Origin of the sequence: uncultured Porphyromonas sp. (genome assembly GCF_934359325.1) — a bacterium.
Lineage (GTDB): Bacteria > Bacteroidota > Bacteroidia > Bacteroidales > Porphyromonadaceae > Porphyromonas_A.
Window position 1 is genome coordinate 1 of the sequence record NZ_CAKRLH010000008.1, and the last position, 22,850, is coordinate 22,850.

Sequence of the window (22,850 nt, forward strand, 5' to 3'; positions counted from 1 at the left end):
TATCTCGCTCTCGTGTGTGATCATTCCGATTACTGCACAAATATACTTATTTGGCACACTCTCGCGCAATCCGAGCGAGGGACGGCGAGTGAGGAGTCCCACATTGCCATAAATTCACTATTTTTGCAAAAGTCACGGGGGAGGCTAAGCCAGACTCATATCACATCAAACCACTTAACTGTAATCGAAATGAATCTAAGGAAGATCATCCTGACGGTAAGCGTCGCACTGACAGCGGCGACCATACTCTCCGCTCAGGAGCAGAGACCTCTCTGGATGCGCTATCCCGCCATCTCTCCGGATGGCAAGGAGATCGCCTTCTCCTACCAGGGGGACCTCTTCAGCGTCGCCACTCAGGGCGGCACGGCACGACGCCTCACCACCTCAGAGGGGTACGACTATCGTCCCATGTGGAGCCCGGACGGCTCTAAGCTCGCTTTCGTCAGCACCCGCACCGATGGGCGAGAGGACATCTACGTCATGGACGCCCGTGGCGGTCAGGCGAAGCGTGTCACCACTCACAGTACAAGCGAGAAGCCCATCTCCTGGAGTCTCGACGGCAAGCACATCCTCTACGCAGCCCACATCCAGGATCCTGCGTCCAGTGCCATCTTCCCCGGACGATACAACGAGCTCTACCGCATCCCCGCCGAGGGCGGACGAACGGAGATGGTGATGCCGACGCCTCTCGCAGCAGGCGTACTTCTCCCCGACGGATCAGGACTGATCTATGAGGACAATAAGGGGATGGAGAATGAGTGGCGCAAGCACCACACCTCCTCCGTCACCCGTGACATCGTGCGGTATGACTTCAAGAGTAAGAAGTACACCCCCATCGTCACCTGGAAGGGTGAGGATCGTAACCCGGTTCTCTCAGCTGACGGCAAGACGCTCTACTTCCTCAGTGAGCGTGGCGCAAAGAGCTGCTTCAACATCTTCTCCGCCTCCGTCGATGGTCAGAATGTCAAGCAACTTACCTCCTACACCGACCACCCGGTCCGCTTCCTCTCCTCTGCTGCCGACGGCACCCTCTGCTACGGGTATGACGGCGAGATCTACACCCTCCGCCCCGGCGCCCAGCCGCAGCGCGTGCAGGTGAGCATCCTCAGCGACTACGTCGAGGAGCCCGAGCAGGAGATCACACTCCGCTCCGGTATCACCTCCGCCTCCATCTCCCCGGACGGCAAGCAGGTCGCCTTCGTGATCCGCGGTGAGGTCTTCGTCACTTCGGCGGACTACACCACGACAAAGCGCATCACCAATACCCCCGCAGCCGAGAGCGATGTCACCTTTGGCGACAACCGCACGATCGTCTATGCGAGTGAGCGCAATGGCAAGAGCGACCTTTACGTCGCCACCATCAAGCGAAGCGAGGATCCGGACTTCCCCCACAGCACACTGATCGACGAGAAGCTCCTCATCCCCGGCGACAAGTCGGAGAAGACCTGCCCCCAATTTGCCCCCAACGGCAAGGACCTCGCTTACCTCAAGGATCGCAGCCGTCTCGTGATCTACAATACCGAGACCAAGCGGGAGCGCCAGATCACCGACGGACGGTATCAGGTAGAGCGCGACGGACAGATCGACTTCACCTGGTCACCCGACAGCAAGTGGATCGCCATGAGCATCGTCGACAACGGCCACAACCCCTACTACGATGTCGCCCTCGTCAGTGCGACCGAGACCAATCCTGAGATCCACAACCTCACCCAGTCCGGCTACTTCGCCATGGGTCCCCGCTTCGTGATGGATGGCAATGCGATCATCTACACCTCCGAGCAGTACGGTATGCGCAACCACGCCTCCTGGGGCTCGATGAATGACGTGATGATCGTCTTCCTCAATCGCGAGAGCTACGACAAGTTCGTCCTCGACGAGGAGGAGTACAAGCTCCTCTCCGACGCGGAGAAGAAGGCTAAGGAGCAGGAGAAAGAGCAGGCCAAGAAGGACGACAAGAAAGCCGAGAAGGAGGACGACACCACGAAGGATATCCGTGTCGAGCTCGACAATATCGACCACCGCATCCTGCGCCTCACCCCCGTCTCCTCAGAGCTCGGTGATGCCTTCATCACCTCTGACGGAGAGACACTCTACTATATGTCTGCCTTCGAGGGTGGATACGACCTATGGAAGAAGGACCTCCGCAAGGGCGATGTAGAGCTGCTCAAGAAGCTCGACGGTCCCTTCTACAACTTTATGCCCGACAGCAAGGGGGACAAGATCTTCATGATCGGCTCAAGGGATATGAAGAAGATGTCTCTCCCGAGCGAGAAGATAGAGTCTGTCTCCTACGACGCCCGCATGAAACTCCGTCCCGCTGACGAGCGCCGCTTCGAGTACGACTACGTACGCCGCGAGGAGGGAGAGAGGATCTTCTACGAGGACATCACCAACATCAATGGAGCCAACTGGCCCGAGCTGACCGACCACTACGAGAAGTTCCTCCCCTATATCACCAATGATCAGGACTTCTCCGACATGCTCTCTGAGCTCCTCGGCGAGCTGAATGTCTCCCATACCGGCAGCGGCTACAGAGGACCGATCAGTAGTCCCTCCACCGCAGAGCTGGGACTCTTCCTCGACTGGACACCCTCCGACAAGGGTCTCAAGATCGACGAAGTGGTCATCGGTGGTCCATTCGACACCTTCCGCTCCAAGGTCGAGGCCGGTGACTACATCACTGCCATCGATGGCGAGAAGATCGACGCAAAGACTGACTACTTCCCCCTCCTGAGGGGTAAGGTCGGCCGCGAGACCCTCATCTCCCTCTACTGCCCGAAGACCGGCGCACGCTGGGAGGAGACGATCAAGCCCATCTCCTCCGGCAGACTCAGCGACCTACTCTACAAGCGCTGGGTATCTCAGCGTGCCGAGGAGGTAAAGAAGCTCTCTGACGGCAAGCTCGGCTACGTCCACATCCCCTCGATGGATGACGAGAGCTTCCGCAAGGTCTACTCCGATGCCCTTGGGAAGTACTATAACTGCGACGGCATCGTGATCGACATCCGTAATAATGGCGGTGGCCGTCTCCACGAGGACATCGAGGTACTCTTCACCGGGACCAAGTATCTGGAACAGATGACGAAGGGACGCGACTACTGTCCGATGCCATCACGCCGCTGGACTAAGCCGAGCGTCATGGTCACCTGCGAGGCGGACTACTCCAATGCCCACGGCACCCCATGGGTCTACCAGACGATGAAGATCGGTAAGATCGTCGGTATGCCGGTTGCGGGAACCATGTCGAGCGTGAATTGGATCACCCTCCAGAACCCCGCCATCTACTTCGGCGTCCCCGCCATCGGCTACATGACGAAGGATGGCTACTACCTCGAGAACCATCAGGTAGAGCCGGATGTCAAGCAGCCCCTGGACTTCAACGAGGCGCTTCAGGGTCGTGACACCCAGATCAAGCGCGCCGTCGAGGTACTTCGAGCTGAAGTAAAGTAAGCCGGACTAACCCCGACCTATCCTAAGAAGCCCTGCCGGAGAGTCCTCCGACAGGGCTTCTTTTTTTTGCTGTCCGATAAAGGTATCGGAGGTGTCTGAAGTGGCTTCGATCTATTACCGGTATTAGTCATCACTATTACCGGTATTAGTCATCACTAATATCGGTAATAGAAATGCCCCGGATCGGATGCCACAGAAATCATAGAGTGAGCCTGAAGAAGGACCTCCTGCCCGTGGAGGGTGAAGTCCCTCGGACTGTCTTGCAAACTTTTCCCGCAGATCCGAAGACAAGAAGAGATTATAGGTATATTTGCGTATAAGTAAAACAATGAATGAAGATACGAGCACATATGGACTTTATCTCTCTCGACATCACTAACGCCCTATGCAGCGACGAGCTGCTGGCTGAGTATCACTCTCTCCTCCGGGAGGCGGATGCTGCGCATGAGTCACTATACGTCGGCGATCGCCCCGGGAACGACTTCCTCGGATGGGTCTCCCTACCCTCCTCGATCACCGATGAGATCATGACCGAGATCGAGACCGCCGTGAAGCCTCTCCGAGAGGAGTGCGACTTCGTGGTCTCTGTCGGTATCGGCGGCTCCTACCTCGGGATCCGGGCGGTCTACGATGGGGTGAGAGACTCCTTTGCTGACTATAAGGAGCAGAGCGGTCCCAGACTTCTCTTTGCCGGCAATCAGGTGAGCGAGGACTACCTCGCCGAGCTGATCGACCTCCTGAGGGGTCGGAAGTTTGGCATTATCAATATCTCCAAGAGCGGCACCACGACTGAGCCATCTATTGCCTTCCGACTGCTGAAGGAGCTCCTGGAGGCACAGGAGGGGGTCGACTTTGCACGCAAGCACATCATTGCGATCACCGATGCACACAAGGGAGCTCTACGCAAGCTCTCCGATGATGAGGGCTATAAGACCTTCGTCATCCCGGATCCGGTAGGCGGACGCTTCACTGTCCTCACACCGGTGGGACTGGTGCCGCTGGCGGCTGCCGGCTGCGACATCCGGTCTCTCGTGAGAGGTGCTCAGGATATGGAGAAGCATATCGGGCGCAATGCCACGGGCGAGGAGAATATGGCGGTGCGCTACGCAGCGACCCGCAACGCCCTCTACCGCCACGGTAAGGTGATCGAGATCCTGAATAACTTCAACCCCCGCTTCCACTACATAGGTGAGTGGTGGAAGCAGCTCTTCGCCGAGAGCGAGGGGAAGGACGGGAAGGGTATCTTCCCCACCCTGGCAGACTTTACCACCGACCTTCACTCGATCGGTCAGATGATCCAGCAGGGGGAGCGAAATCTCTTCGAGACCTTTGTGAGCGTCACGAGACCGCGCCGCTCCGTCGTCGTACCTGAGGATAAGGACAATCTCGACGGGCTCAATTACCTCGCCGGGAAGCAGGTCGACTTCGTCAATAAGAATGCGGAGACCGGTACCATCCTTGCCCACCTCGATGGGGACGTGCCGGTGATGCGTCTCGAGCTCCCGGAGCTGAGCGAGTACTACATTGGTCAGCTCTTCTACTTCTTCGAGAAGTCGGTCGGAATCAGTGGCTATATCCTGGGCGTCAATCCCTTCAACCAACCCGGTGTGGAGGAGTATAAGCGGAATATGTTTGCGCTCCTAGGTAAGCCCGGCTACGAGGAGGAGACCAAGAAGATCCGGACCCGTCTCGACAAGAAGAAATAAGATATATGCTACAAGACTACAAGGAAAACGACGCCAAGCCGCTGATCCTCCCTCAGTACGGACGTAATATCCAGAATATGGTCGACCGCTGTGTTGAGATCGAGGATCCGGCGACCCGTCAGCAGTGTGCCGAGACGATCATCGACACGATGCGCTCCTTTGCTACGACGGACAAGGATCGAGAGGACTTCGAGCAGGTGCTGTGGGATCACCTTTATATCATGTCCCGCTTCAGACTGGAGGTGGACTTCCCCTACCCCGTCACCTCTCAGGAGGAGTACGAGGAGCCGATGGTCCGGAGGCTGGACGACAATACCCAGAGGCCCCCGATCTACCGCCACTACGGTCATGTGATAGAGCGTATGGTGGAGATCGTCAAGGGTCTGCCGGAGGGAGAGGAGCGAGATGAGCTGGCGAGGGTCACTGCCGTGGAGATGAAGCGTCAGTACTGCAGCTGGAATAAGTCCTCTGTCGCCGACTCCAAGATCTTTGCCGACCTGTACGAGCTCTCCAAGGGCGAGATCTACCTCGATGAGCATATCTGCACGTTACCGGAGGCAGGGGCTCTCACAGCTCCGTCCGGCAATAACCCTCAGAAGAGTAACAATAATAACCGGAAGAATAACAACCGGGGACGAGGGAATAAGGGAGGAAATCGTAATAAGAAGAAAAGACGATAAGTATCATGGGCGCATTTGTCATAGAGGGCGGTCGGCAGATGAGGGGAACCCTCGTCCCGCAGGGAGCTAAGAATGAAGCTCTCCAGGTCATCTCCGCAGCTCTGCTCACCGACCAAGAGGTCCGCATCGCCAACGTCCCGGATATCCTGGACGTGATGAATCTCATCCGTCTGATGATGGACCTGGGCGTCAAGGTGACGAAGGAGAGTGAGGACACCTACTGCTTCCAGGCTGATGACGTCAATCTGGACTTCGCCTACTCGGAGGAGTTTCTCACAAAGTGTCGCAAGCTGCGGGGATCGATCCTGCTGGTAGGTCCTCTGCTCTCGCGCTTCGGCAAGGCGGCGATCACCAAGCCGGGAGGAGATAAGATTGGACGCCGACGCCTGGATACCCACTTCCAGGGGTTCATTAACCTGGGAGCCTCCTTTGACTACGACGAGGATAGGGAGCTCTTTTCCCTTAGAGCCAAGGAGGGTCTCCACGGGAAGTATTTGCTATTGGACGAGGCGTCCATTACCGGCACTGCCAATATCATCATGGCGGCAGTGCTGGCGGAGGGTACCACCACGATCTACAATGCCGCCTGCGAGCCCTACATTCAGCAGCTCTGCCGACTGCTGATCTCGATGGGGGCTAAGATCGAGGGCGGCGCAAGCAATAGGCTGACCATCGAGGGAGTCAGCCATCTCGGTGGGGCAAGCCACCGGATCCTGCCGGATATGATCGAGGTGGGGAGCTTCATCGGCATGGCTGCCATGACCGCCTCAGAGCTGACGATCGTCAATCCTCACATAGAGGAGATGGCGATGATCCCGCGCGCCTTTGAGCGGCTCGGGATCCGAACCGAGATGAGGGGGGATGACCTCTTTATCCCGGCACAGGAGCACTATGAGATCGACACCTTTATGGACGGCTCCATACTGACGATTGCTGACGCACCCTGGCCGGGACTCTCTCCGGACCTCATCAGCGTGATGCTGGTGGCGGCGACGCAGGCGAGAGGGAGCGTACTCTTCCATCAGAAGATGTTTGAGAGCCGGCTCTTCTTCGTCGACAAGCTGATCGACATTGGTGCTCAGATCATCCTCTGCGATCCGCACAGAGCGGCGGTCATCGGACTGGATCGGGCGCACCCCTTCCGCGCCGCGACGATGGACTCACCGGATATACGTGCCGGTATTGCACTCCTTATCGCCGCCATGTCCGCAAGCGGTACCAGCCGGATCAATAACATCGAGCAGATCGACCGCGGTTATCAGAATATCGATAAGCGGCTGAATGCCATCGGTGCCTCGATAAGCCGCATCGACTAAAGACTTCCACCGATGAAACCTACCGATCTCAGGGCACTGCCTGAGCACTACATTGCCCTCGGTCCCATACTTAAGCCGTATGGGACGACCGGGGACTTCATCGTCGACTCCTTCCCGGAGACGGCGCTGGACGACTTTATCTTCATCGAGATAGAGGGGATCAAGGTTCCCTTTGAGATCGAGGAGTTAGTGGATCGGAGTGGCCAAGTGGTCGTAAAGGTCTCCGGTGTGGATGATGTGGAGACGGCAGAGCGCTACCGCGGCTGCCCCACCTTCGCCGCTCCGGGTGAGCAGCACGACCTGACTCAGGATGAGAGCAGGGACTACCGGAGTCTGCTCGGTTGGAGAGTCTACAGCTCCAACGACGATGCCTATCTCGGCGTAGTGGAGCGGTACGACGACAGCACCGCCAATGTGCTGCTGAGCGTGCGGTCGGACGATGGCTCAGAGCACCTACTCCCCTGGGTAGCAGAGTGGGTAGAGGCGCTGGATGAGGAGCACCATATCCTCCGCCTTACGCTGCCAGAGGGACTACTCGGCTAACCGTCAGAGGTAGATAAAGAGGATAATGTAGATAAATGCGGGAGGTGCCGCGAGGATCGTACTGTCGATGCGATCCAGTATGCCTCCGTGTCCCGGGAGTATATGCCCGGAGTCCTTCACGTCATAGCAGCGCTTCAGCAAGCTCTCAAAGAGATCCCCGCAAGTGGCAAAGAAACCGACTATGGCGGCAAGGATCAGCCAATTGACCAAACTGGTCACCGCCGGAAAGAAGTAATAGAAGGCTACCGCTCCCAGCAGCGTGAAAGCAATACCACCCAGCAGTCCCTCGACCGTCTTGTGCGGAGAAATGTGCGGCGCCATCTGATGCTTGCCGATCATACTACCGACGCAGTAGGCGCCGGAGTCATTGAGCCAGATAAATACAAATATCGGCAGTAGCCAGAACGTGTGGTCGAAGCTCAGCATGTACTGCCCCGTATCCTCCGGAGCCATATAGCAGAGCAACATCATCGCGCCGAAAGGAACCGTCGTATAGAGGTGTGAGAAGAAGGCGTGCGCTATCTCCTCGATCGCCCGTGGACGTCTCCGGAAGAGTTCCGTGATGATGTAGAAGAGGTAGTAGGCGACATACGGCAGGACTGCAATCAGCAGGTGCTTGTAGGTATAGCCCTGAGAGATGACGTTGAAGATGATAAAGAAGAGTACACCTGCCATCACCGCATGCACCGTCTTGAGGATCGGGAAGTACCTATTGACCTGAGTAATGGTCTGATACTCGTAGGTGGCAAAGGAGGTAAGGATGGCAAAGATCGCAGCCATCATATTGACCGAGTCGGTCAGTATCCCGAAGAGTATCACCGAGACGTAGAGCACTCCGGTGATCAGGCGGGCGAGAAAAGATCTGACTTTACTTGACATGGGAGCTTATTCTTTTGTATCCAGGGTCTTGAAGTCCACCAAGAGCGGATTGTGATCGCTGCAGTCCTTATGACTCGGGATCTCTGCAGCCATGGCTCTCAGCGGACCTTCGTAGAAGAGGTGATCGATTCTAAATGCATAGAGTGGCTCATTAAATGATACCCCCATCCCCCTTCCGGTCTGTACGAAGGCATCGCTTCGGTCATCCCGGATCCGGGAGTAGCAATAGGACATGGGTGTGTCATTGAAGTCACCACAGATGATGGTATAAGTAGGTGCAAGGTCACGCTGGAGCGATCTCACCTTGTCCCGCACAGCATTCGCGGCACCGGCTCGTACGTTGAGCGATGGTCCCAGCCGCCGCTTGATCGCCAGGAGTCGGTTCTTCATCTCCTCGAGACTCGGTTTGGTCAGATAGCCTCGGAAGGTCTCCTTCTCCTCACTACCCAGACTGTAACTCTCCATATGGTTATTGACGAGAAGCAATGACCGATCGGGCGAGATGCGAAGGAGGTACCAGGCAGAGCCGTTGGCGTAAGACTTGTAGTCAATCATACCGCCATCAATGATGTCGAACCGGCTGAGGAGAAGCAGCCGGTCGTCAGCGTAGAATCGGCGATACGGATAGCGCGAGAGGAATTGCCGGCACTTCTTCCCATACCGCCCTATCTGCTCGGGAGAGATCCCCTCCTGCAGGCAGATGACGTCCGCATCAGACCCCTCGAGGATCCGGAGAGCGCGTGGGACACCCTCCTCGTCCGTGAGTGCCATGTTGGCGACATTGTACGAGACGACCCTCAGGTCTCTCTCCTCACTCAGCGAGGTGCGGTGCAGCGGGAAGTAGGTCAGTATATAGCCCCCGCTCAGCAGCAGTAGCAGCAGACAGGCAACAGCTGACCGCCAGAGCCTCATGATGAGAGCGCAGACGAGCAGGAGCACGATGCCGAGCAAGAGGACGGGGAAGGAGAGATTGAGAAACGCAGGGATCTGAGTCTTCAGCGGGGAGACGACGGGAGAGAGCAGCGCTCCCCCGTAGAGGAGAAATGCCACCGCCATCACGACCAGCCAGATAAGCTTCCCGGTCGCGCTCAGTAGACTGACTCTATGTCTCCGATCGCCCATGGGCTGTCTCAGAAAAACTCCTGCACCCCATCACGTACCCGTTTCTTATCACGCTTGCGCCAGTACTTAATGAGGAAGAAGCCAAATATCATCCCGCCGAGATGGGCGAAGTGTGCGACATTGTCTCCCGTCTGCGAGACCCCGGCGAAGAGCTCCATGATGCCGTAGCCGATCACCATCCACTTAGCCTTGATCGGGATGGGGATAAACATGATGAAGAGCGGTGTATTGGGGTACAGCATCCCGAAGGCGAGCAGGATCCCGAAGATCGCCCCACTCGCTCCCACAGTGATCAAGTAGTCCCCATAGTATGCCAGTGCGGCGGGAGACATCCCGATGCCCCAGACGATCTCCTGCACCAGTGCCGCACCCAGACCGCAGACAAAGTAGTAGATCAGGTACCGCTCCGCACCCCAGGTCCGCTCGATCACTGTACCGAACATCCAGAGGGCAAACATATTGAAGAAGAAGTGGCTGAACCCACCATGCATAAACATGTAGGTCACAAACTGGTAGAGCTTGAAGCTCGGCGCCTGCCAGTAGTGCAGACCGAGGAAGAAATTGAGATCTATACCCACTCTCTGACAGAGCCAGAGGGCGACCAGCATTACTCCATTGACGCATATCAGTGACATCGTCACCGGTGGCATGAGAGCCGAGTCTCCTATTCGCATATTTTATAAATTGTCTTTTGCCTATTCTCTTACCTCTTCTACTCAGAGGGTCCTGTCCCAGGGCGAGGAGTAGTCCTGAAATCCCTTGTACACCATCGGGATTCGATCGATTACATCGGACGCCGTCAGCGTCTCCTCAGACGCCTCATTCCGATAGAGATCAGCTGCATAGCCATGGATAAATACCGACTCCACGCAGGCATGCAGTGGCTTGATCCCCTTGCCCAGCAGTGCCAGGATGATCCCGGTCAGCACATCTCCTGTGCCGGCCGTGGCGAGACCGGGATTGCCGGACGAGTTGATGATCACCCGCCCTCTCGGAGTACAGGTGGCGGTAAAGGGACCCTTGAGTACGATATAGCATGCATAACGAGAGGCCATCTCGATCGCTCTCATCAGCCGCTCGTAGTCGCTCTCGGAGGGGCCGAAGAGGCGATCGAACTCCCCCGCATGGGGTGTGAGGATCGAGCCGGCGGTGAGGACGCTGAGCTTCTCCGGACACTTGGAGAGGTGGTAGAGTGCATCGGCATCGAGGATCATCGGACGATTGCTGCTCTCGATGAGCTCCATGAGTGCACGACCGGTAGCATCGCTCCGACCCAGACCGGGTCCCACGGCGATCGCATCATAGTGACTTAGGTCCTCACTTGTACCTGTGAAGCCCTCCGTCGACTGATCCTCCGTAACCAGCGCCTCAGGGACGGCGAGGTGCATCATCGTATCGGCACCGGCGGGGAGATGTACAGTGAGATGTCCTGTACCGGCTCGCATCGCAGCCCTTGCCGCAAGGATAGAGGCACCCATCATCCCCTTAGATCCGGCGATGAGTAGCGTCCGACCGTAGTCGTACTTATTGGTAAATCGCTTGCGTGAGCCGAAGGCCCCCTCCATGTCTCCGTCCTCGAGGAGGTAGTATCGGACGTCGCTTGCGAGGGAGTTGTCGTCCAGACCTATGCTTAGCACCTTCCAGTCGCCCACGAGTGCCGCATTTTCCCTGAGGAAGAAGGCGAGCTTGGGAGAGTGAAAGGCGTAGGTCACATCAGCATGAATGACTGCATCCGGGTCATTATCCCCATTATCCTCGGCGCAGAGACCGGAAGGCATATCGAGAGAGATGGTAAAGGGGTGCTTCTTATTTATAAATCGGCAGACATTCGCCAGACTACCGGTAAAGCGCCCCCGCTGCTCCGTACCGCAGATGCCATCGATGACGATCGATCGGCTATCCATCTTGGGTGGGGCAAAGTCCTGACTCACCTCACGCAGCTCGAGACCGGACTCCAGCACTCGAGTCTTGGCCCAGGAGACCACCTCCGGCAGGACACCCGAGCCACTGTCATTGAGCAGGATGACCTCGGTAGTGTGTCCCAGCATATTGAGCGTTACTGCCGAAAGCAGCGACACAGCTCCCGCCATACTCGGACCGGCAAAGACGATCAGGTGCTGTCTCGACCTCAGCTCTCGCTGCAGCTGTGTCATGAAGGCATCTGCAAGCCTCTCCGCGAGCTGATGCTCATCCAGGGCGCCGACGCCCTCCATAGCACCGGCTACCAGTCTCTGAGTAGTCTGATCGTTGAGTATTTTAAGCATGGTCCGCTAAGTCCGCGTGATTAGTGATGTGATATAACTCGAAGAGGAGCGGCGCACCCAGTGTCTCCGGATACACCGCTCCTCTATCTCATTTTCTTTGAAATATTGGTCCTCTACCATCTGTAGGACAGAAGTGCTCTGCTCTACGTCGGGAAGGAGAGGAGAGGGATGGCTCAGTTATGCAAACGCTCCTGCTCGGAAGCCTTCTTGTCCAGCACGATGTGGAGGACATAGCCGAGGAGGATGAGACCGAGTCCTACGAATAGTCCTATATTTGCCTGTGCACCACCGGTAATACCGATGAAGACCAGCACTCCGGCCCCGATAAGCATGACGAGGGTCCCTAGGTATTTCAGGAAATTCATGATAGATGTCTGTTTGGTTTTTTATTATTCTGTCACAAATGTAGCGAAATAATTCGGGGTACCGGCACGTACACGTACCGACTTCGCAACAAATGTATCGAGTGACCCGGATGGGATTCAAACCCATGACCTTCAGATCCGGAATCTGACACTCTATTCAGCTGAGCTACCGGGCCCTTTTCTCCCCCTCTATACTGCAAAGGTAGACAATTCTCTCGATATATCGAGCCTATTTATCCCCTTTTGCATGGCAATCGCCCTCAAGTACAGCATCTCACATCATCTCTGTCACCGCCGGCGGAAGGCAGCTGTACAGAGGGCTCCATAAGGGTGCGAGTATCAGCCGGATAGAGATCGCCATTTCTATTACCGGTATTAGTTGCATCTATTACCGGTATTAGACAAAACTATTACCGGTATTAGAGAAATCTAATACCGGTAATAGTGAGAGGGAAAGTCAAGGTCAGATCGACCACTCAGCGCCGTCCTTGGTGTCCTTGATAACAAAGCCAAGCGCCGTCAGGCGATCCCTGATCTCATCGGAGACGGTCCACTCCTTCCTGTCCTTAGCCTGCTGACGAAGGTCCAGGAGGAGATCCATCGCTCCGTCAAATGCCTCCTGATGCTGAGAGGAGAGACCGGCACCGGTGCGACGCATACCGAGCACACCATAGAGGAAGGTATCAAAGAGCTGACGCAGGTCGGCGATCTGCTCCTCCGTGAGCGGCTGATCGCCATTCTTGGCGGTATTGATCACCCGAGCGGCATCGAAGAGCTCTGCCACTACCTTCGGAGTATTGAGATCATCATTGAGGTGGTCATAAGAGGCGTGGATGAAGTCCCTCACCTCGGCGCTCTGAGCGTCGGCAGGCTTGAGCGAGTCGAGTGCCTTGTAGGCCTCGTGGAGTCGGGTCAGCCCCTTCTCCGCAGCCTGCAGCGCCTGGTTGCTGAAGTCGAGCTGACTGCGGTAGTGAGCCATCAAGACGAAGAAGCGAACCGTCATCGGATCATAGGCCTGATCGAGGAGCTTGTGCTTACCGCTGAAGACCTCATCCAGGGTGATGAAGTTGCCGAGGCTCTTGCCCATCTTCTGACCGTTGATGGTGATCAGGTTATTGTGCAGCCAGTAGCGGACCATCGGATGACCCATCGAGGCGACCGACTGGGCGATCTCACACTCGTGGTGAGGAAAGACCAGATCCAGTCCACCACCGTGGATGTCAAACTGATCCCCCAGATACTTGCGTCCCATCGCGGTGCACTCGCAGTGCCAGCCGGGGAAGCCGATGCCCCAGGGACTCTTCCACTTCATGATGTGTTCCGGGGAGGCTTCCTTCCATAGGGCAAAATCGAGGGGGTTGCGCTTCTCATCCTGGCCGGCGAGCTGTCTCGTATTCGCCCGCATATCCTCTACATTGCGACCGGAGAGGCGACCATAATTGTACTTCTTGTCGTACTTCTCAACATCGAAGTAGACCGATCCACCCGAGACATAGGCAAAGCCATTGTCTAAGATCTGCTGAGTCAGCTCGATCTGCTCCTGGATGTGGGCACTCGCCATCGGTTCGATGGAGGGAGGGAGGACGTTGAGCGCCTCCATATTGTGATGATAGGCAGTCAGATAGTGCTGCACCACCTCCATTGGCTCGATCTGCTCGAGTCGTGCCTTCTTCGCAATCTTGTCCTCGCCATCATCAGAGTCGTGCTCCAGGTGGCCGACATCGGTGATATTGCGGACATAGCGGACCTTATAATCCAGGTGCGACAGGTACCTGAATAGGATGTCGAAGGTGACCCCCGGTCGGGCATGCCCCAGGTGGGCATCTCCGTAGACCGTCGGGCCGCAGACATACATGCCGACGTGCGGCGACTGGAGCGGCTGGAAGTCCTCCAGCTTGCGATCCTCAGTGTTGTAGAACTTAAGTCCCGTCCTTATCTCTTCCTTATTGATCTCCATAAGACTCTTCTCCTCAGATTACAACTTCAGCGGCTCCACACTCTCATCCAGAAGCAAGCCATGAGCCACCTTAGCAGCTGTCTCACTTCCCTCGAGCTGCGACAGGATCGCCACACCGTAGGCAAAGCAGTAGCGCGGACCCCTTGCGGTGATGATCTGTCCGTCCACCACAGCCTCCGCGTCGACGACCTCAGCACCCTCGAGGTACTTCTCCCATCCCGGGTAAGCGGTGGCTCGCTTGCCACGCAGGACACCCATACGCCCCAGCACGGAGGGAGCGGCACACATGGCGCCTACCAGACGACCGTCAGAGAGCTGGGTAGTGATCAGCTCTCTGACCTTTTCGCTCTGATAGAGATTCTCTGTACCGGTAGCTCCACCGGGCAGAGCGATCGCATCGGCGGGGTGATTCCGGATCTCTTCGATCGTATGATCGGCAGTAAAGCGGAGCCCGTGAGCGCCCTCTACAGCGGTCGTCTCATTGATGGAGACGAAGCTCGCCTCCACACCTCCGCGACGGAGAGCATCCCATGCTCCCATCGCCTCGGTCTCCTCAAATCCATCTGCTAGGATAATATAAGCTGTCTTTGACATAATTTCTTGATCTAAAGAGCTCAGTGGAGCTCGTACTTGTATGTAATCTTGCCTCGCTGGTTATTCACCTGATCGGCTCGACTGAAGCGCGTCGCCTTGGCGGCCTTGATCGCACTCTGCTGCATGGAGTAGTCTCCGATGGTGGTACCGGGGGCGATCGTGGCGGCGATGACGTTTCCACTACTATTGACAGTAATGGCGACGACGATGCGTCCCTCCACATTCTTTGTGAAGTCGGGTCGCTTCAGTCCTCCCACAATGTCACGTCCGGCAAGTGACCAGCCCCCGAAGCCTGCCACTCCTGAGCCGGCACCGCCGCCGGTCACATTGCCTGACGGCGAGCCCTCATAGCCTGAGGTGGAGCCGGACGGAGTGGTTCCCGATCCGGAGGCATTCTGAGCATTCCCCAGAGCACCTGCCACCTTTCCGGCGATCTCAGCCTTACGCTTAGCCTCGGCAGCCTCACGCTTCTTCTGCTCCTCGCGGAGACGGTCCTGGCGCCGCTTCTCCTGCTCGGCACGGGTGTCCTTTTTCTTCACCTGCTCCTTCTTCGGCTCCTGCCGCTGGACCTGCTTCACCTCCGGAGCCTCCGGCAGGTCCTGCGTCAGCAGATCCTCGTCGGGCGGTGTGGGAGTCGGCTCTACAGGCTCCACCTCCTCTGGTGGGATGATCTCGTGCGGATCGTAGGTCCCCTCAGCCTCAGCCATATTGCCTATGGAGACCAGGATCCCTGCCGGCAGGTCAGGAACCTTGATCGGAGGCATGAGGATGACGAAGAGCAGCCCCACGGCGAGGATGTGTATCCCCACTGCGGTTGCTGCTGAGATCCATTGCCGCTTTTTTCTCTTATCGTCCTCCACGGTACTTTGCTTGAGCCATGATTACTCCTTGAGCGGTCGTGTGGCGAGGACCATCTGATAGCGGTTCTCGACCGCAATATTCAGCACCTTCACCACCTCGCCGTACGGCACACCCTCATCCGCATAGAGGGCGACGAACATATCAGGATTCTGATCCAGGGTCTCCTGCAGGAAGGGATCAATCTCGTCGAAGGTCACCTGCCGATCCTCCCCATTACCTATGCCGACGAAGTACTCCCCCTCCGGTGTGATGGTGACACGGGTGACGGGGCGGGCATTGGTCTGCTGGGAGCTCCGGGGCAGTAGGACCCTCAGGGCGCTCGGCACGACCAGCGTGCTCGAGACCATGAAGAAGATCAGGAGCAGGAAGATGACGTCGGTCATCGACGCCATGCTAAAGTCTCCTATTGCCTTTGATCTACGCTTGAGCTTCATCAGTGTATTCCTCCCTTTCGTGCAGAAGTGACGGTGGGCTCATTGAGCAGATCCATGAAGTCGAGAGCCTCAGACTCAGACTTGGAGACGATCTTGTCCACCCTTGTCGTGAGGTAATTGTAGGCAAAGAGCGCGAGGATACCGACGATCAGACCACCAACGGTCGTCACCAGCGCCTCATAGATACCGGACGAGAGCAGGGAGACATCGACATTAGCTCCGGCCTGCGCCATATTGTAGAAGGCGCGGATCATACCGGTCACCGTGCCGAGGAAGCCGATCATCGGCGCACCGGAGGCAACGGTGGCGAGGAGAGGCAGAGACTTCTCCAAGCGTTGCACCTCGAGATTTCCCACATTCTCTATCGCAGCCATGATCTCCTCAGTCGGGCGTCCCAGGCGATCGATTCCCTTGGAGATCATCCTGGCACCGGGAGTGTTCTCAGCTTCGCAGAGATCCTTGGCAGACTCGAGCTTACCCTCACGGATGTAGTCGCGGGTCTTCTCGATAAAGGATGGATTGCTCTTGCTTGCCTTATTGTAGAAAAGCACCCTCTCCACGAAGATATAGCAGGCGAGGATCGAGAGAAGCAGCAGGACAATCATGATCCAGCCTCCCTTGACAGCCAGGTCCCACAGATTCATCGTCTCCGTATCGGTGACGGCAGATCCGGCCACCTGAGAGAGCTGAGGCAGAGTGTCTGCCGTTATTTGAAGGAAATTCATCTGATATTATTCTGATATGATTTGTTTACGATACTAAGCTTGTCTCACTTGCTGAGGATCTCGAGATACTTGCGTACCACGGTCTCAAATCCCTCATAGAGAGCCTCGCAGATCACCGCATGACCGATAGAGACCTCATCCAGCTCGGGGATACACTTGTGCAGGAGAGCCAGATTATCGAGACTGAGGTCGTGACCGGCATTGACTCCGAGCCCCAGCTCCTTGGCCCGTCTCGCACAGGCGACAAAGGGCTGAACCGCCTCCTCCGGATGTGTCGGGTAGAGGTCGGCATAGGGCTTCGTGTACATCTCCACCCGATCCGCACCCACACTCCGAGCGGCAGCGAGATTATCCAGGTCGGTATCCACAAAGATCGAGGCGCGGATGCCCGCCCTATGAAGTCGGTCGATGATCTTCTCCAGCTCGTCAAAGTGCGACTCCACGTCCCATCCGGCACTGCTCGTCAGCGCATCCGGTGCATCCGGCACCAGCGTCACTTGATCGGGACCTACCTGAGTAACGAGACTAAGGAAGTCCTCCGAGGGGTAGCCCTCGATATTGTACTCCGTGTCGACCACCTGCCTCAGCGCCGGCACGTCGGCGTACTTAATGTGCCGCTCGTCGGGTCGGGGATGGACAGTAATCCCCTGCGCCCCCATCCTCTGGAGGTCCTTAGCCACCTGGATGATGTCCGGGCGATTCTCGCCTCGGGCATTCCGGAGAGTGGCGACTTTATTGATATTGACGCTAAATAGAGTCATGATTACGGTATATGATTACGATAGACACAAAGATAACACTTTTCCAAGTCAAGTGTGTTGTCTTATCGGATCACGTCACAAAGAGCAGCACCGTAGGGACTACGATGCTGCTCTTATGCGAGTCTATTACTGAGACGAAGGATTAGGCCTTAGCCTTATCCACGATCGCCTTGAAAGCCTCCTGGTGATTCATCGCCAGGTCAGCGAGGACCTTACGATTGATCTCGATACCCTTCTCGTGGAGCATACCCATGAGCTTAGAGTAGGAGAGCCCCTCCTGACGTGCAGCTGCATTGATACGCTGGATCCAGAGGGCACGGAAGGTGCGCTTCTTGACCTTACGATCGCGGTAAGCGTAGGTAAGACCCTTCTCCCAGGTATTCTTAGCTACCGTCCAGACATTACGACGTGCGCCATAGTAGCCACGGGTCTGCTTGAGGATTCTCTTGCGCCGCGCCTTGGAGGCGGCATGATTGACTGATCTTGACATGATTCTAAAATTTGTGTGGACATAAGCGGCGGATCATTACTCTCCGCACTTCTCTGCTCATCATCCTGTTACTAAAATCTTACGTAGTCGAGGCTTACTTATGCAAGTCCAAGCAGTTTCTTGACCCCACGCTCATTGGACTTATGTACCAGCCCGTTATTGGTGAGATCACGCTTCTGCCTCTTGGACTTACATGCCAGGAGGTGGCTCTTGTAAGCATGCTTACGCTTGATTTTTCCTGATCCGGTGAGAGAAAATCTCTTCTTAGCACCGCAATTAGTCTTAACCTTAGGCATGACTTGATGGATTATTAATGTATAAATTAGTGATTGCCGCGGCTCCCGCCGTGGTCGTTATTACGCCTCCTCATCCGGCTTTGCGTCAGAGCCCTCATCAGAGGTGTGATTATTATTGTTACTACGGTCGTCACCTTTCTTCTTAGCGACTCCCTTCTTGGGAGAGAAGAGCATGCTCATACGCTTACCCTCCAGCTTAGGCAGCTGATCCACCCGAGCATACTCCTCGAGATCATTAGCAAAGCGAAGGAGGAGTAGCTTCCCCTGGTCCTTAAAGACTATGGACCGACCGCGGAAGAAGACATAAGCACGGACCTTACTGCCCTCCTGCAGGAAGCTGATAGCATGGCGGAGCTTGAAGCTGTAGTCATGGTCGTCCGTCTGAGGTCCGAAGCGGATCTCCTTGAGCGTCGTCTTGACCTGGTTAGCCTTCTGCTCCTTAGCCTTCTTCTTCTGCTGATAGAGAAACTTCTGGTAGTCCAAGATCTTACAGACAGGGGGATCTGCATTGGGCGAAATCTCCACGAGATCCAGCTCCTGCTGCTGCGCCATGCGGCGAGCCTCCTGGATGGTGTAGATCCCTTGCTCCACGTTGTCTCCTACGACACGCACCTCACGAGCACGGATCTGCTCGTTGATACGGTTGGAGTTATCATCGTCGCGACTTCCGCGACTATTTGGCTGTCTTCTTGCGGACATTAAGTCTCTTCTTGAGGTCTGAAAAATATAGTTACGTGACGGTCATCATCGTCCCCTACCCCTCGCGAGATAGGTATGAAGGACGACTAAGCCTGTAGTTATCAGTCTATTATTCCTTATCGTGCTGGTGAGCAAAGGCCTTCTGAGCCTCATCAGTATGCTCCCACTGATGAGTCTGCTGGTAGATTTCCTGAGCCACAGCGTCGGCAAAGGTACTAATTTTTTCCGTACCCTGCTCGCCTTCACCTTGTTTGCGAATAGAAACAGTGCCCTCGGACTCCTCCTTCTCGCCAACGATCAAGAGGTAGGGGATGCGCATCAGCTCTGTCTCTCGGATCTTCTTACCGAGCTTCTCGTCCCGATCGTCGACCTTGACGCGGATACCCTTCGCCTTCAGCTCATCCTCCACCTTATAGGCATAGTCGAGATACTTCTCCGACACGGGGAGGACTGCCACCTGGTCGGGGCAGAGCCAGAGGGGGAACTTGCCTGCCGTATTCTCGCAGAGGACGGCGACGAAGCGCTCGATAGAGCCGAAGGGAGCACGGTGCAGCATCACCGGACGGTGTAGCTGACCATCCTCACCGGTGTACTCGAGCTGGAAGCGCTCCGGGAGATTGTAGTCCACCTGGATGGTACCAAGCTGCCACTTGCGCCCAATGGCATCCTTGACCATAAAATCGAGCTTAGGACCATAAAAGGCAGCCTCACCCTCGACCAACTTCGCCTTGACACCGCGATCCTTGCAGACCTCGATGATGGCACTCTCGGCCTTCTCCCAGTTCTCGTCCGATCCGATATACTTCTCCTTATTATTAGGATCTCGGAGCGAGATCTGAGCCTCGAAGGACTTGAACTCCAGGGTCTTGAAGACAATATATATAATGTCCATCACGCGCTCAAACTCCTCCTTGATCTGATCAGGGCGGCAGAAGATATGCGCATCATCCTGCGTGAAGCCTCTCACGCGCGTCAGCCCGTGGAGCTCACCGCTCTGCTCGTAGCGATACACGGTACCAAACTCCGCAACCCGCACCGGCAGATCCCGGTAGGAGTGGGGCTTGCTCCGGAAGACAATGCAGTGGTGAGGGCAATTCATAGGCTTGAGCATATACTCCTCACCCTCCTGTGGCGTGGTGATGGGGCGGAAGGAGTCCTTGCCGTACTTCGCCCAGTGACCGGAGGTGACATAGAGCTGCTTGCTACCGATATGAGGTGTCATCACCTGCTGGTAGCCATAGGTCTCCTGGACACGCTCCAGGAAGCGCTGCAGGGTCAGACGAAGCTGTGTACCGCGCGGGAGCCAGAGAGGCAGACCGGGTCCCACCTCGCTCGAGAAGGTAAAGAGCTCCAGCTCCTTACCGATCTTGCGGTGGTCACGGAGCTTTGCCTCCTCCACCATCTGCAGATACTCGTCAAGCATCTTCGCCTTGGGGAAGGTGACACCATAGATACGGGTCAGCATCTGACGATTCTCGTCCCCACGCCAGTAGGCGCCGGCGAGCTTGGTGAGCTTGACCGCCTTGATCAGACCGGTACTTGGGATATGGGGTCCACGGCAGAGATCGACGAAGTTGCCGCAGGTGTAGGTGCTTATCGTCCCATCCTCGAGGTCCTGGATCAGCTCTACCTTGTAGGGATCCTTATCCTCCTCTGTCCAGTGGTGGAGGGCATCCTCTTTGGAGATCTCCTGACGGATCAGCGGCTGATCCTCCTTGGCGAGCTCCATGATACGCTTCTCCAGCTTAGGCAGGTCGCTCTCCGTCAGCGTGGTGCCGGTCTCCGTCATATCGACATCGTAGTAGTAGCCGTCATCCACGGCAGGACCGATGGCAAATTTCACCCCGGGATAGAGCTCCTGAAGTGCCTCGGCGGTCAGGTGTGCCGAGGTGTGCCAGAAGGCATGCTTCCCCTCGTCATCATCCCAGGTGAAGAACTGCACCCGCGCATCCTCCTCTATGGGACGCATCACATCCCACAGCTTACCATTCACCCTCGCCACGAGGATCTTCTTAGCCAGCTGTGGGCTGATCTCTGCCGCCAGCTGCTGACTGGTTACCCCCTTGGGAGCCTCCTTCTGAGACCCGTCCGGAAATGTAATTGTGATATTTGCCATGATCTATATGGATTGATCTACTGTCTGATTTTACTATCTTTAATAGACAAAGGTACAAACTTTTGCCGTAATCCGATAAGACCGATAAAATCAAGAGACGAGGTCTGAATAAGGAGGATGACGAGAAATCCCGCTACTAAAAAAGGTCAAGCACACCCGATCCCGCCAAAGAGTCATAACCCTATTTTAGGAGCCGGGCGAAGACCAGCCACAGATCTGGAAATCAGCAGTTAGCACTCCGACAAATCTTTTACCGATATTAGATTCATCTATTACCGGTAATAGTGTCGACTAATACCGACTATAGTGATCACTAATACCGGTATTAGTTTAGGGCTTCTTCTCGCCACCTGATTTGCCGGCGCCGGAAGAGGGATATAAAAAAGGGGAGACGGCAAAAAGTTGGTACCTTTGACTTGAGATAGATAGTACCATTCACTTTTGACTCCCCACATGCAAGGCAAGCTAATCATTTTCTCCGCCCCCAGCGGCTCGGGCAAGAGCACGATCATCAATAAGCTTATGAGTGAGTATGGCCTCCGGGGCCGCTTCTCCATCTCTGCCACCTCGCGCAAGCCGCGCGGCAGCGAGCAGGATGGCGTCGAGTACTACTTCCTCACGGAGGAGGACTTCAGGAAGCGGATCAGTGAGGGAGACTTCCTGGAATACGAGGAGGTCTATCCGGGATGCTTCTATGGGACGCTTCGGAGCGAGGTGGACCGGACGCTGGATCGGGGAGAGAATGTTATCCTCGACATAGACGTGCAGGGGGGACTCAATGTCAAGAAGATCTATGGCGACAGAGCACTGACGCTCTTCATCCAGCCCCCCAGCATCGAACGGCTGCGTGAGCGACTAGAACGGAGGGGGACAGATGCCCCTGAGGTGATCGAGCGAAGGCTCGCTAAGGCGGAGACTGAGCTCTCTTTTGCTCCCAAGTACGATGCGGTCGTCGTGAATGATAACCTCGAGGAGGCGTGTCAGGCTGCAGCTCGTACGATCGAGGACTTCCTCTCTACCGACGTGTGACAGATGCGCGAGATACTCTTCTACCCCGGCTCCTACAGCCCCTTACACATAGGGCACCTCTGCCTCGCCAATTACATCATCGAGCAGATGCGGGACCGCTTCGATGAGCTGTGGTTTTCGCTAACGCCGAGCAATCCCTTCAAGGAGGATAACCTGTTGCTGCCGGATGACTTCAGGCGGCGCTGGGCGGAGAATCTCCTGCGAGAGCACCCGAAGATCCGCCTGAGCCTCGATGAGTGGGAGCTGCCACAGCCCAATTACACCCTCCGGACGATGCAGTACCTCCACGAGAAGTACCCGGGCAGCCACTTTACCCTCCTGATGGGGCTCGACAGCCTGCTCTGGCTCCATAAGTGGTACCACAGCGATGAACTGACCCAGACGACCGACATACTGGTCTACCCGCGACCGGGATACCACCTGCCGGAGGGCTTTGAGATGCCGGCGCGGACGCGAGTGATCGACGATGTGCCGACGTACGAGGTATCCTCGACAGACATCAGAGAGCGTCTCGAGGAGGGGAAGGATCTCCCCTATCTCCTCGCCACCTCTATCGATGACCC

At 56.2% G+C, this 22,850-nt stretch carries 22 protein-coding genes and 1 tRNA gene; 7 read left to right on the forward strand and 16 right to left on the reverse strand.

The window, feature by feature from the left end; genetic code table 11:
* The first annotated feature begins 189 nt into the window (after positions 1-189).
* From Q0F21_RS00865 to Q0F21_RS00885, 5 genes are all read left to right on the forward strand, one after another.
* Positions 190-3,450: a S41 family peptidase gene (locus Q0F21_RS00865; RefSeq protein WP_297236480.1), complete on the forward strand. Its 3,261-nt coding sequence runs from the start codon at positions 190-192 to the stop codon at positions 3,448-3,450.
* Positions 3,451-3,800: 350 nt separating this feature from the next.
* A complete protein-coding gene (locus Q0F21_RS00870; RefSeq protein ID WP_297236482.1) occupies positions 3,801-5,156 on the forward strand; it encodes a glucose-6-phosphate isomerase in 1,356 nt (451 codons plus the stop codon).
* A 5-nt stretch (positions 5,157-5,161) separates the two neighbouring features.
* Positions 5,162-5,836, forward strand: coding sequence for a DUF4290 domain-containing protein (locus Q0F21_RS00875; RefSeq protein WP_297236483.1), 675 nt, complete (start codon positions 5,162-5,164; stop codon positions 5,834-5,836).
* 5 nt (positions 5,837-5,841) lie between these two features.
* Positions 5,842-7,152, forward strand: a complete 1,311-nt coding sequence (gene murA / locus Q0F21_RS00880; RefSeq protein ID WP_297236485.1) for a UDP-N-acetylglucosamine 1-carboxyvinyltransferase — start codon at positions 5,842-5,844, stop codon at positions 7,150-7,152.
* 12 nt (positions 7,153-7,164) lie between these two features.
* Positions 7,165-7,695, forward strand: coding sequence for a hypothetical protein (locus Q0F21_RS00885; RefSeq protein WP_297236487.1), 531 nt, complete (start codon positions 7,165-7,167; stop codon positions 7,693-7,695).
* A 3-nt stretch (positions 7,696-7,698) separates the two neighbouring features.
* On the opposite strand, the gene Q0F21_RS00890 is transcribed toward Q0F21_RS00885, so the two are convergent.
* From Q0F21_RS00890 to thrS, 16 genes are all read right to left on the reverse strand, one after another.
* Positions 7,699-8,574 (reverse strand): phosphatidate cytidylyltransferase, encoded by an 876-nt coding sequence (locus tag Q0F21_RS00890; RefSeq protein ID WP_297236489.1) that lies wholly within the window; start codon positions 8,572-8,574, stop codon positions 7,699-7,701.
* Between the two features lie 6 nt (positions 8,575-8,580).
* Entirely contained in the window at positions 8,581-9,696 is a 1,116-nt protein-coding gene (locus Q0F21_RS00895) for an endonuclease/exonuclease/phosphatase family protein (RefSeq protein ID WP_297236491.1), read from the reverse strand.
* An 8-nt stretch (positions 9,697-9,704) separates the two neighbouring features.
* A complete protein-coding gene (locus Q0F21_RS00900) occupies positions 9,705-10,370 on the reverse strand; it encodes a rhomboid family intramembrane serine protease (RefSeq protein ID WP_297236493.1) in 666 nt (221 codons plus the stop codon).
* A 42-nt stretch (positions 10,371-10,412) separates the two neighbouring features.
* Complete coding sequence (locus Q0F21_RS00905; RefSeq protein ID WP_297236495.1) at positions 10,413-11,960, reverse strand: NAD(P)H-hydrate dehydratase; 1,548 nt, start codon at positions 11,958-11,960, stop codon at positions 10,413-10,415.
* A gap of 173 nt (positions 11,961-12,133) precedes the next feature.
* Positions 12,134-12,325 (reverse strand): hypothetical protein, encoded by a 192-nt coding sequence (locus tag Q0F21_RS00910; RefSeq protein WP_297236497.1) that lies wholly within the window; start codon positions 12,323-12,325, stop codon positions 12,134-12,136.
* A 102-nt stretch (positions 12,326-12,427) separates the two neighbouring features.
* Positions 12,428-12,501, reverse strand: a tRNA-Arg gene (locus Q0F21_RS00915).
* 287 nt (positions 12,502-12,788) lie between these two features.
* Complete coding sequence (cysS, locus tag Q0F21_RS00920) at positions 12,789-14,282, reverse strand: cysteine--tRNA ligase (protein WP_297236499.1); 1,494 nt, start codon at positions 14,280-14,282, stop codon at positions 12,789-12,791.
* A gap of 18 nt (positions 14,283-14,300) precedes the next feature.
* Positions 14,301-14,876 carry a DJ-1 family glyoxalase III gene (locus tag Q0F21_RS00925; protein ID WP_297236501.1) on the reverse strand — a complete coding sequence of 192 codons (576 nt, stop codon included), beginning with the start codon at positions 14,874-14,876 and terminating at the stop codon, positions 14,301-14,303.
* A gap of 20 nt (positions 14,877-14,896) precedes the next feature.
* The gene (locus Q0F21_RS00930; protein WP_288965745.1) at positions 14,897-15,736 is read right to left on the reverse strand and encodes a TonB family protein; all 840 of its coding nucleotides are present in this window, start codon (positions 15,734-15,736) and stop codon (positions 14,897-14,899) included.
* A 21-nt stretch (positions 15,737-15,757) separates the two neighbouring features.
* Complete coding sequence (locus Q0F21_RS00935) at positions 15,758-16,171, reverse strand: biopolymer transporter ExbD (protein WP_297131308.1); 414 nt, start codon at positions 16,169-16,171, stop codon at positions 15,758-15,760.
* Positions 16,171-16,896 carry a MotA/TolQ/ExbB proton channel family protein gene (locus Q0F21_RS00940; RefSeq protein ID WP_297236504.1) on the reverse strand — a complete coding sequence of 242 codons (726 nt, stop codon included), beginning with the start codon at positions 16,894-16,896 and terminating at the stop codon, positions 16,171-16,173. The genes Q0F21_RS00935 and Q0F21_RS00940 overlap by 1 nt, the downstream gene beginning before the upstream one ends.
* 44 nt (positions 16,897-16,940) lie before the next feature.
* Positions 16,941-17,657, reverse strand: coding sequence for a pyridoxine 5'-phosphate synthase (locus Q0F21_RS00945; RefSeq protein WP_297236506.1), 717 nt, complete (start codon positions 17,655-17,657; stop codon positions 16,941-16,943).
* Between the two features lie 142 nt (positions 17,658-17,799).
* The gene (gene rplT, locus Q0F21_RS00950) at positions 17,800-18,147 is read right to left on the reverse strand and encodes a 50S ribosomal protein L20 (protein ID WP_018107145.1); all 348 of its coding nucleotides are present in this window, start codon (positions 18,145-18,147) and stop codon (positions 17,800-17,802) included.
* Positions 18,148-18,245: 98 nt separating this feature from the next.
* Positions 18,246-18,443 carry a 50S ribosomal protein L35 gene (gene rpmI / locus Q0F21_RS00955; RefSeq protein ID WP_018107146.1) on the reverse strand — a complete coding sequence of 66 codons (198 nt, stop codon included), beginning with the start codon at positions 18,441-18,443 and terminating at the stop codon, positions 18,246-18,248.
* Positions 18,444-18,503: 60 nt separating this feature from the next.
* Entirely contained in the window at positions 18,504-19,142 is a 639-nt protein-coding gene (infC, locus tag Q0F21_RS00960) for a translation initiation factor IF-3 (RefSeq protein ID WP_297236508.1), read from the reverse strand.
* A 109-nt stretch (positions 19,143-19,251) separates the two neighbouring features.
* Entirely contained in the window at positions 19,252-21,258 is a 2,007-nt protein-coding gene (gene thrS / locus Q0F21_RS00965) for a threonine--tRNA ligase (protein ID WP_297236510.1), read from the reverse strand.
* Positions 21,259-21,711: 453 nt separating this feature from the next.
* On the opposite strand from thrS, the gene gmk reads away from it, so the two are divergent.
* Positions 21,712-22,287, forward strand: a complete 576-nt coding sequence (gmk, locus tag Q0F21_RS00970) for a guanylate kinase (RefSeq protein ID WP_297236512.1) — start codon at positions 21,712-21,714, stop codon at positions 22,285-22,287.
* 3 nt (positions 22,288-22,290) lie between these two features.
* On the forward strand, positions 22,291-22,850 hold a 560-nt coding region (nadD, locus tag Q0F21_RS00975), incomplete at its 3' end, for a nicotinate (nicotinamide) nucleotide adenylyltransferase (RefSeq protein WP_297236514.1).

Coding starts and splice junctions, on each gene's coding strand:
- Q0F21_RS00875 (WP_297236483.1), top strand. CDS start 5,162: ATGCTACAAGACTACAAGGAAAACGACGCCAAGCCGCTGATCCTCCCT.
- rplT (WP_018107145.1), bottom strand. CDS start 18,147: ATGTCAAGATCAGTCAATCATGCCGCCTCCAAGGCGCGGCGCAAGAGA.
- cysS (WP_297236499.1), bottom strand. CDS start 14,282: ATGGAGATCAATAAGGAAGAGATAAGGACGGGACTTAAGTTCTACAAC.
- murA (WP_297236485.1), top strand. CDS start 5,842: ATGGGCGCATTTGTCATAGAGGGCGGTCGGCAGATGAGGGGAACCCTC.
- Q0F21_RS00940 (WP_297236504.1), bottom strand. CDS start 16,896: ATGAATTTCCTTCAAATAACGGCAGACACTCTGCCTCAGCTCTCTCAG.
- Q0F21_RS00865 (WP_297236480.1), top strand. CDS start 190: ATGAATCTAAGGAAGATCATCCTGACGGTAAGCGTCGCACTGACAGCG.
- Q0F21_RS00910 (WP_297236497.1), bottom strand. CDS start 12,325: ATGAATTTCCTGAAATACCTAGGGACCCTCGTCATGCTTATCGGGGCC.
- infC (WP_297236508.1), bottom strand. CDS start 19,142: ATGTCCGCAAGAAGACAGCCAAATAGTCGCGGAAGTCGCGACGATGAT.
- Q0F21_RS00925 (WP_297236501.1), bottom strand. CDS start 14,876: ATGTCAAAGACAGCTTATATTATCCTAGCAGATGGATTTGAGGAGACC.
- Q0F21_RS00885 (WP_297236487.1), top strand. CDS start 7,165: ATGAAACCTACCGATCTCAGGGCACTGCCTGAGCACTACATTGCCCTC.
- Q0F21_RS00945 (WP_297236506.1), bottom strand. CDS start 17,657: ATGACTCTATTTAGCGTCAATATCAATAAAGTCGCCACTCTCCGGAAT.
- Q0F21_RS00870 (WP_297236482.1), top strand. CDS start 3,801: ATGGACTTTATCTCTCTCGACATCACTAACGCCCTATGCAGCGACGAG.
- Q0F21_RS00935 (WP_297131308.1), bottom strand. CDS start 16,171: ATGAAGCTCAAGCGTAGATCAAAGGCAATAGGAGACTTTAGCATGGCG.
- thrS (WP_297236510.1), bottom strand. CDS start 21,258: ATGGCAAATATCACAATTACATTTCCGGACGGGTCTCAGAAGGAGGCT.
- gmk (WP_297236512.1), top strand. CDS start 21,712: ATGCAAGGCAAGCTAATCATTTTCTCCGCCCCCAGCGGCTCGGGCAAG.
- rpmI (WP_018107146.1), bottom strand. CDS start 18,443: ATGCCTAAGGTTAAGACTAATTGCGGTGCTAAGAAGAGATTTTCTCTC.
- Q0F21_RS00900 (WP_297236493.1), bottom strand. CDS start 10,370: ATGCGAATAGGAGACTCGGCTCTCATGCCACCGGTGACGATGTCACTG.
- Q0F21_RS00905 (WP_297236495.1), bottom strand. CDS start 11,960: ATGCTTAAAATACTCAACGATCAGACTACTCAGAGACTGGTAGCCGGT.
- Q0F21_RS00895 (WP_297236491.1), bottom strand. CDS start 9,696: ATGGGCGATCGGAGACATAGAGTCAGTCTACTGAGCGCGACCGGGAAG.
- Q0F21_RS00890 (WP_297236489.1), bottom strand. CDS start 8,574: ATGTCAAGTAAAGTCAGATCTTTTCTCGCCCGCCTGATCACCGGAGTG.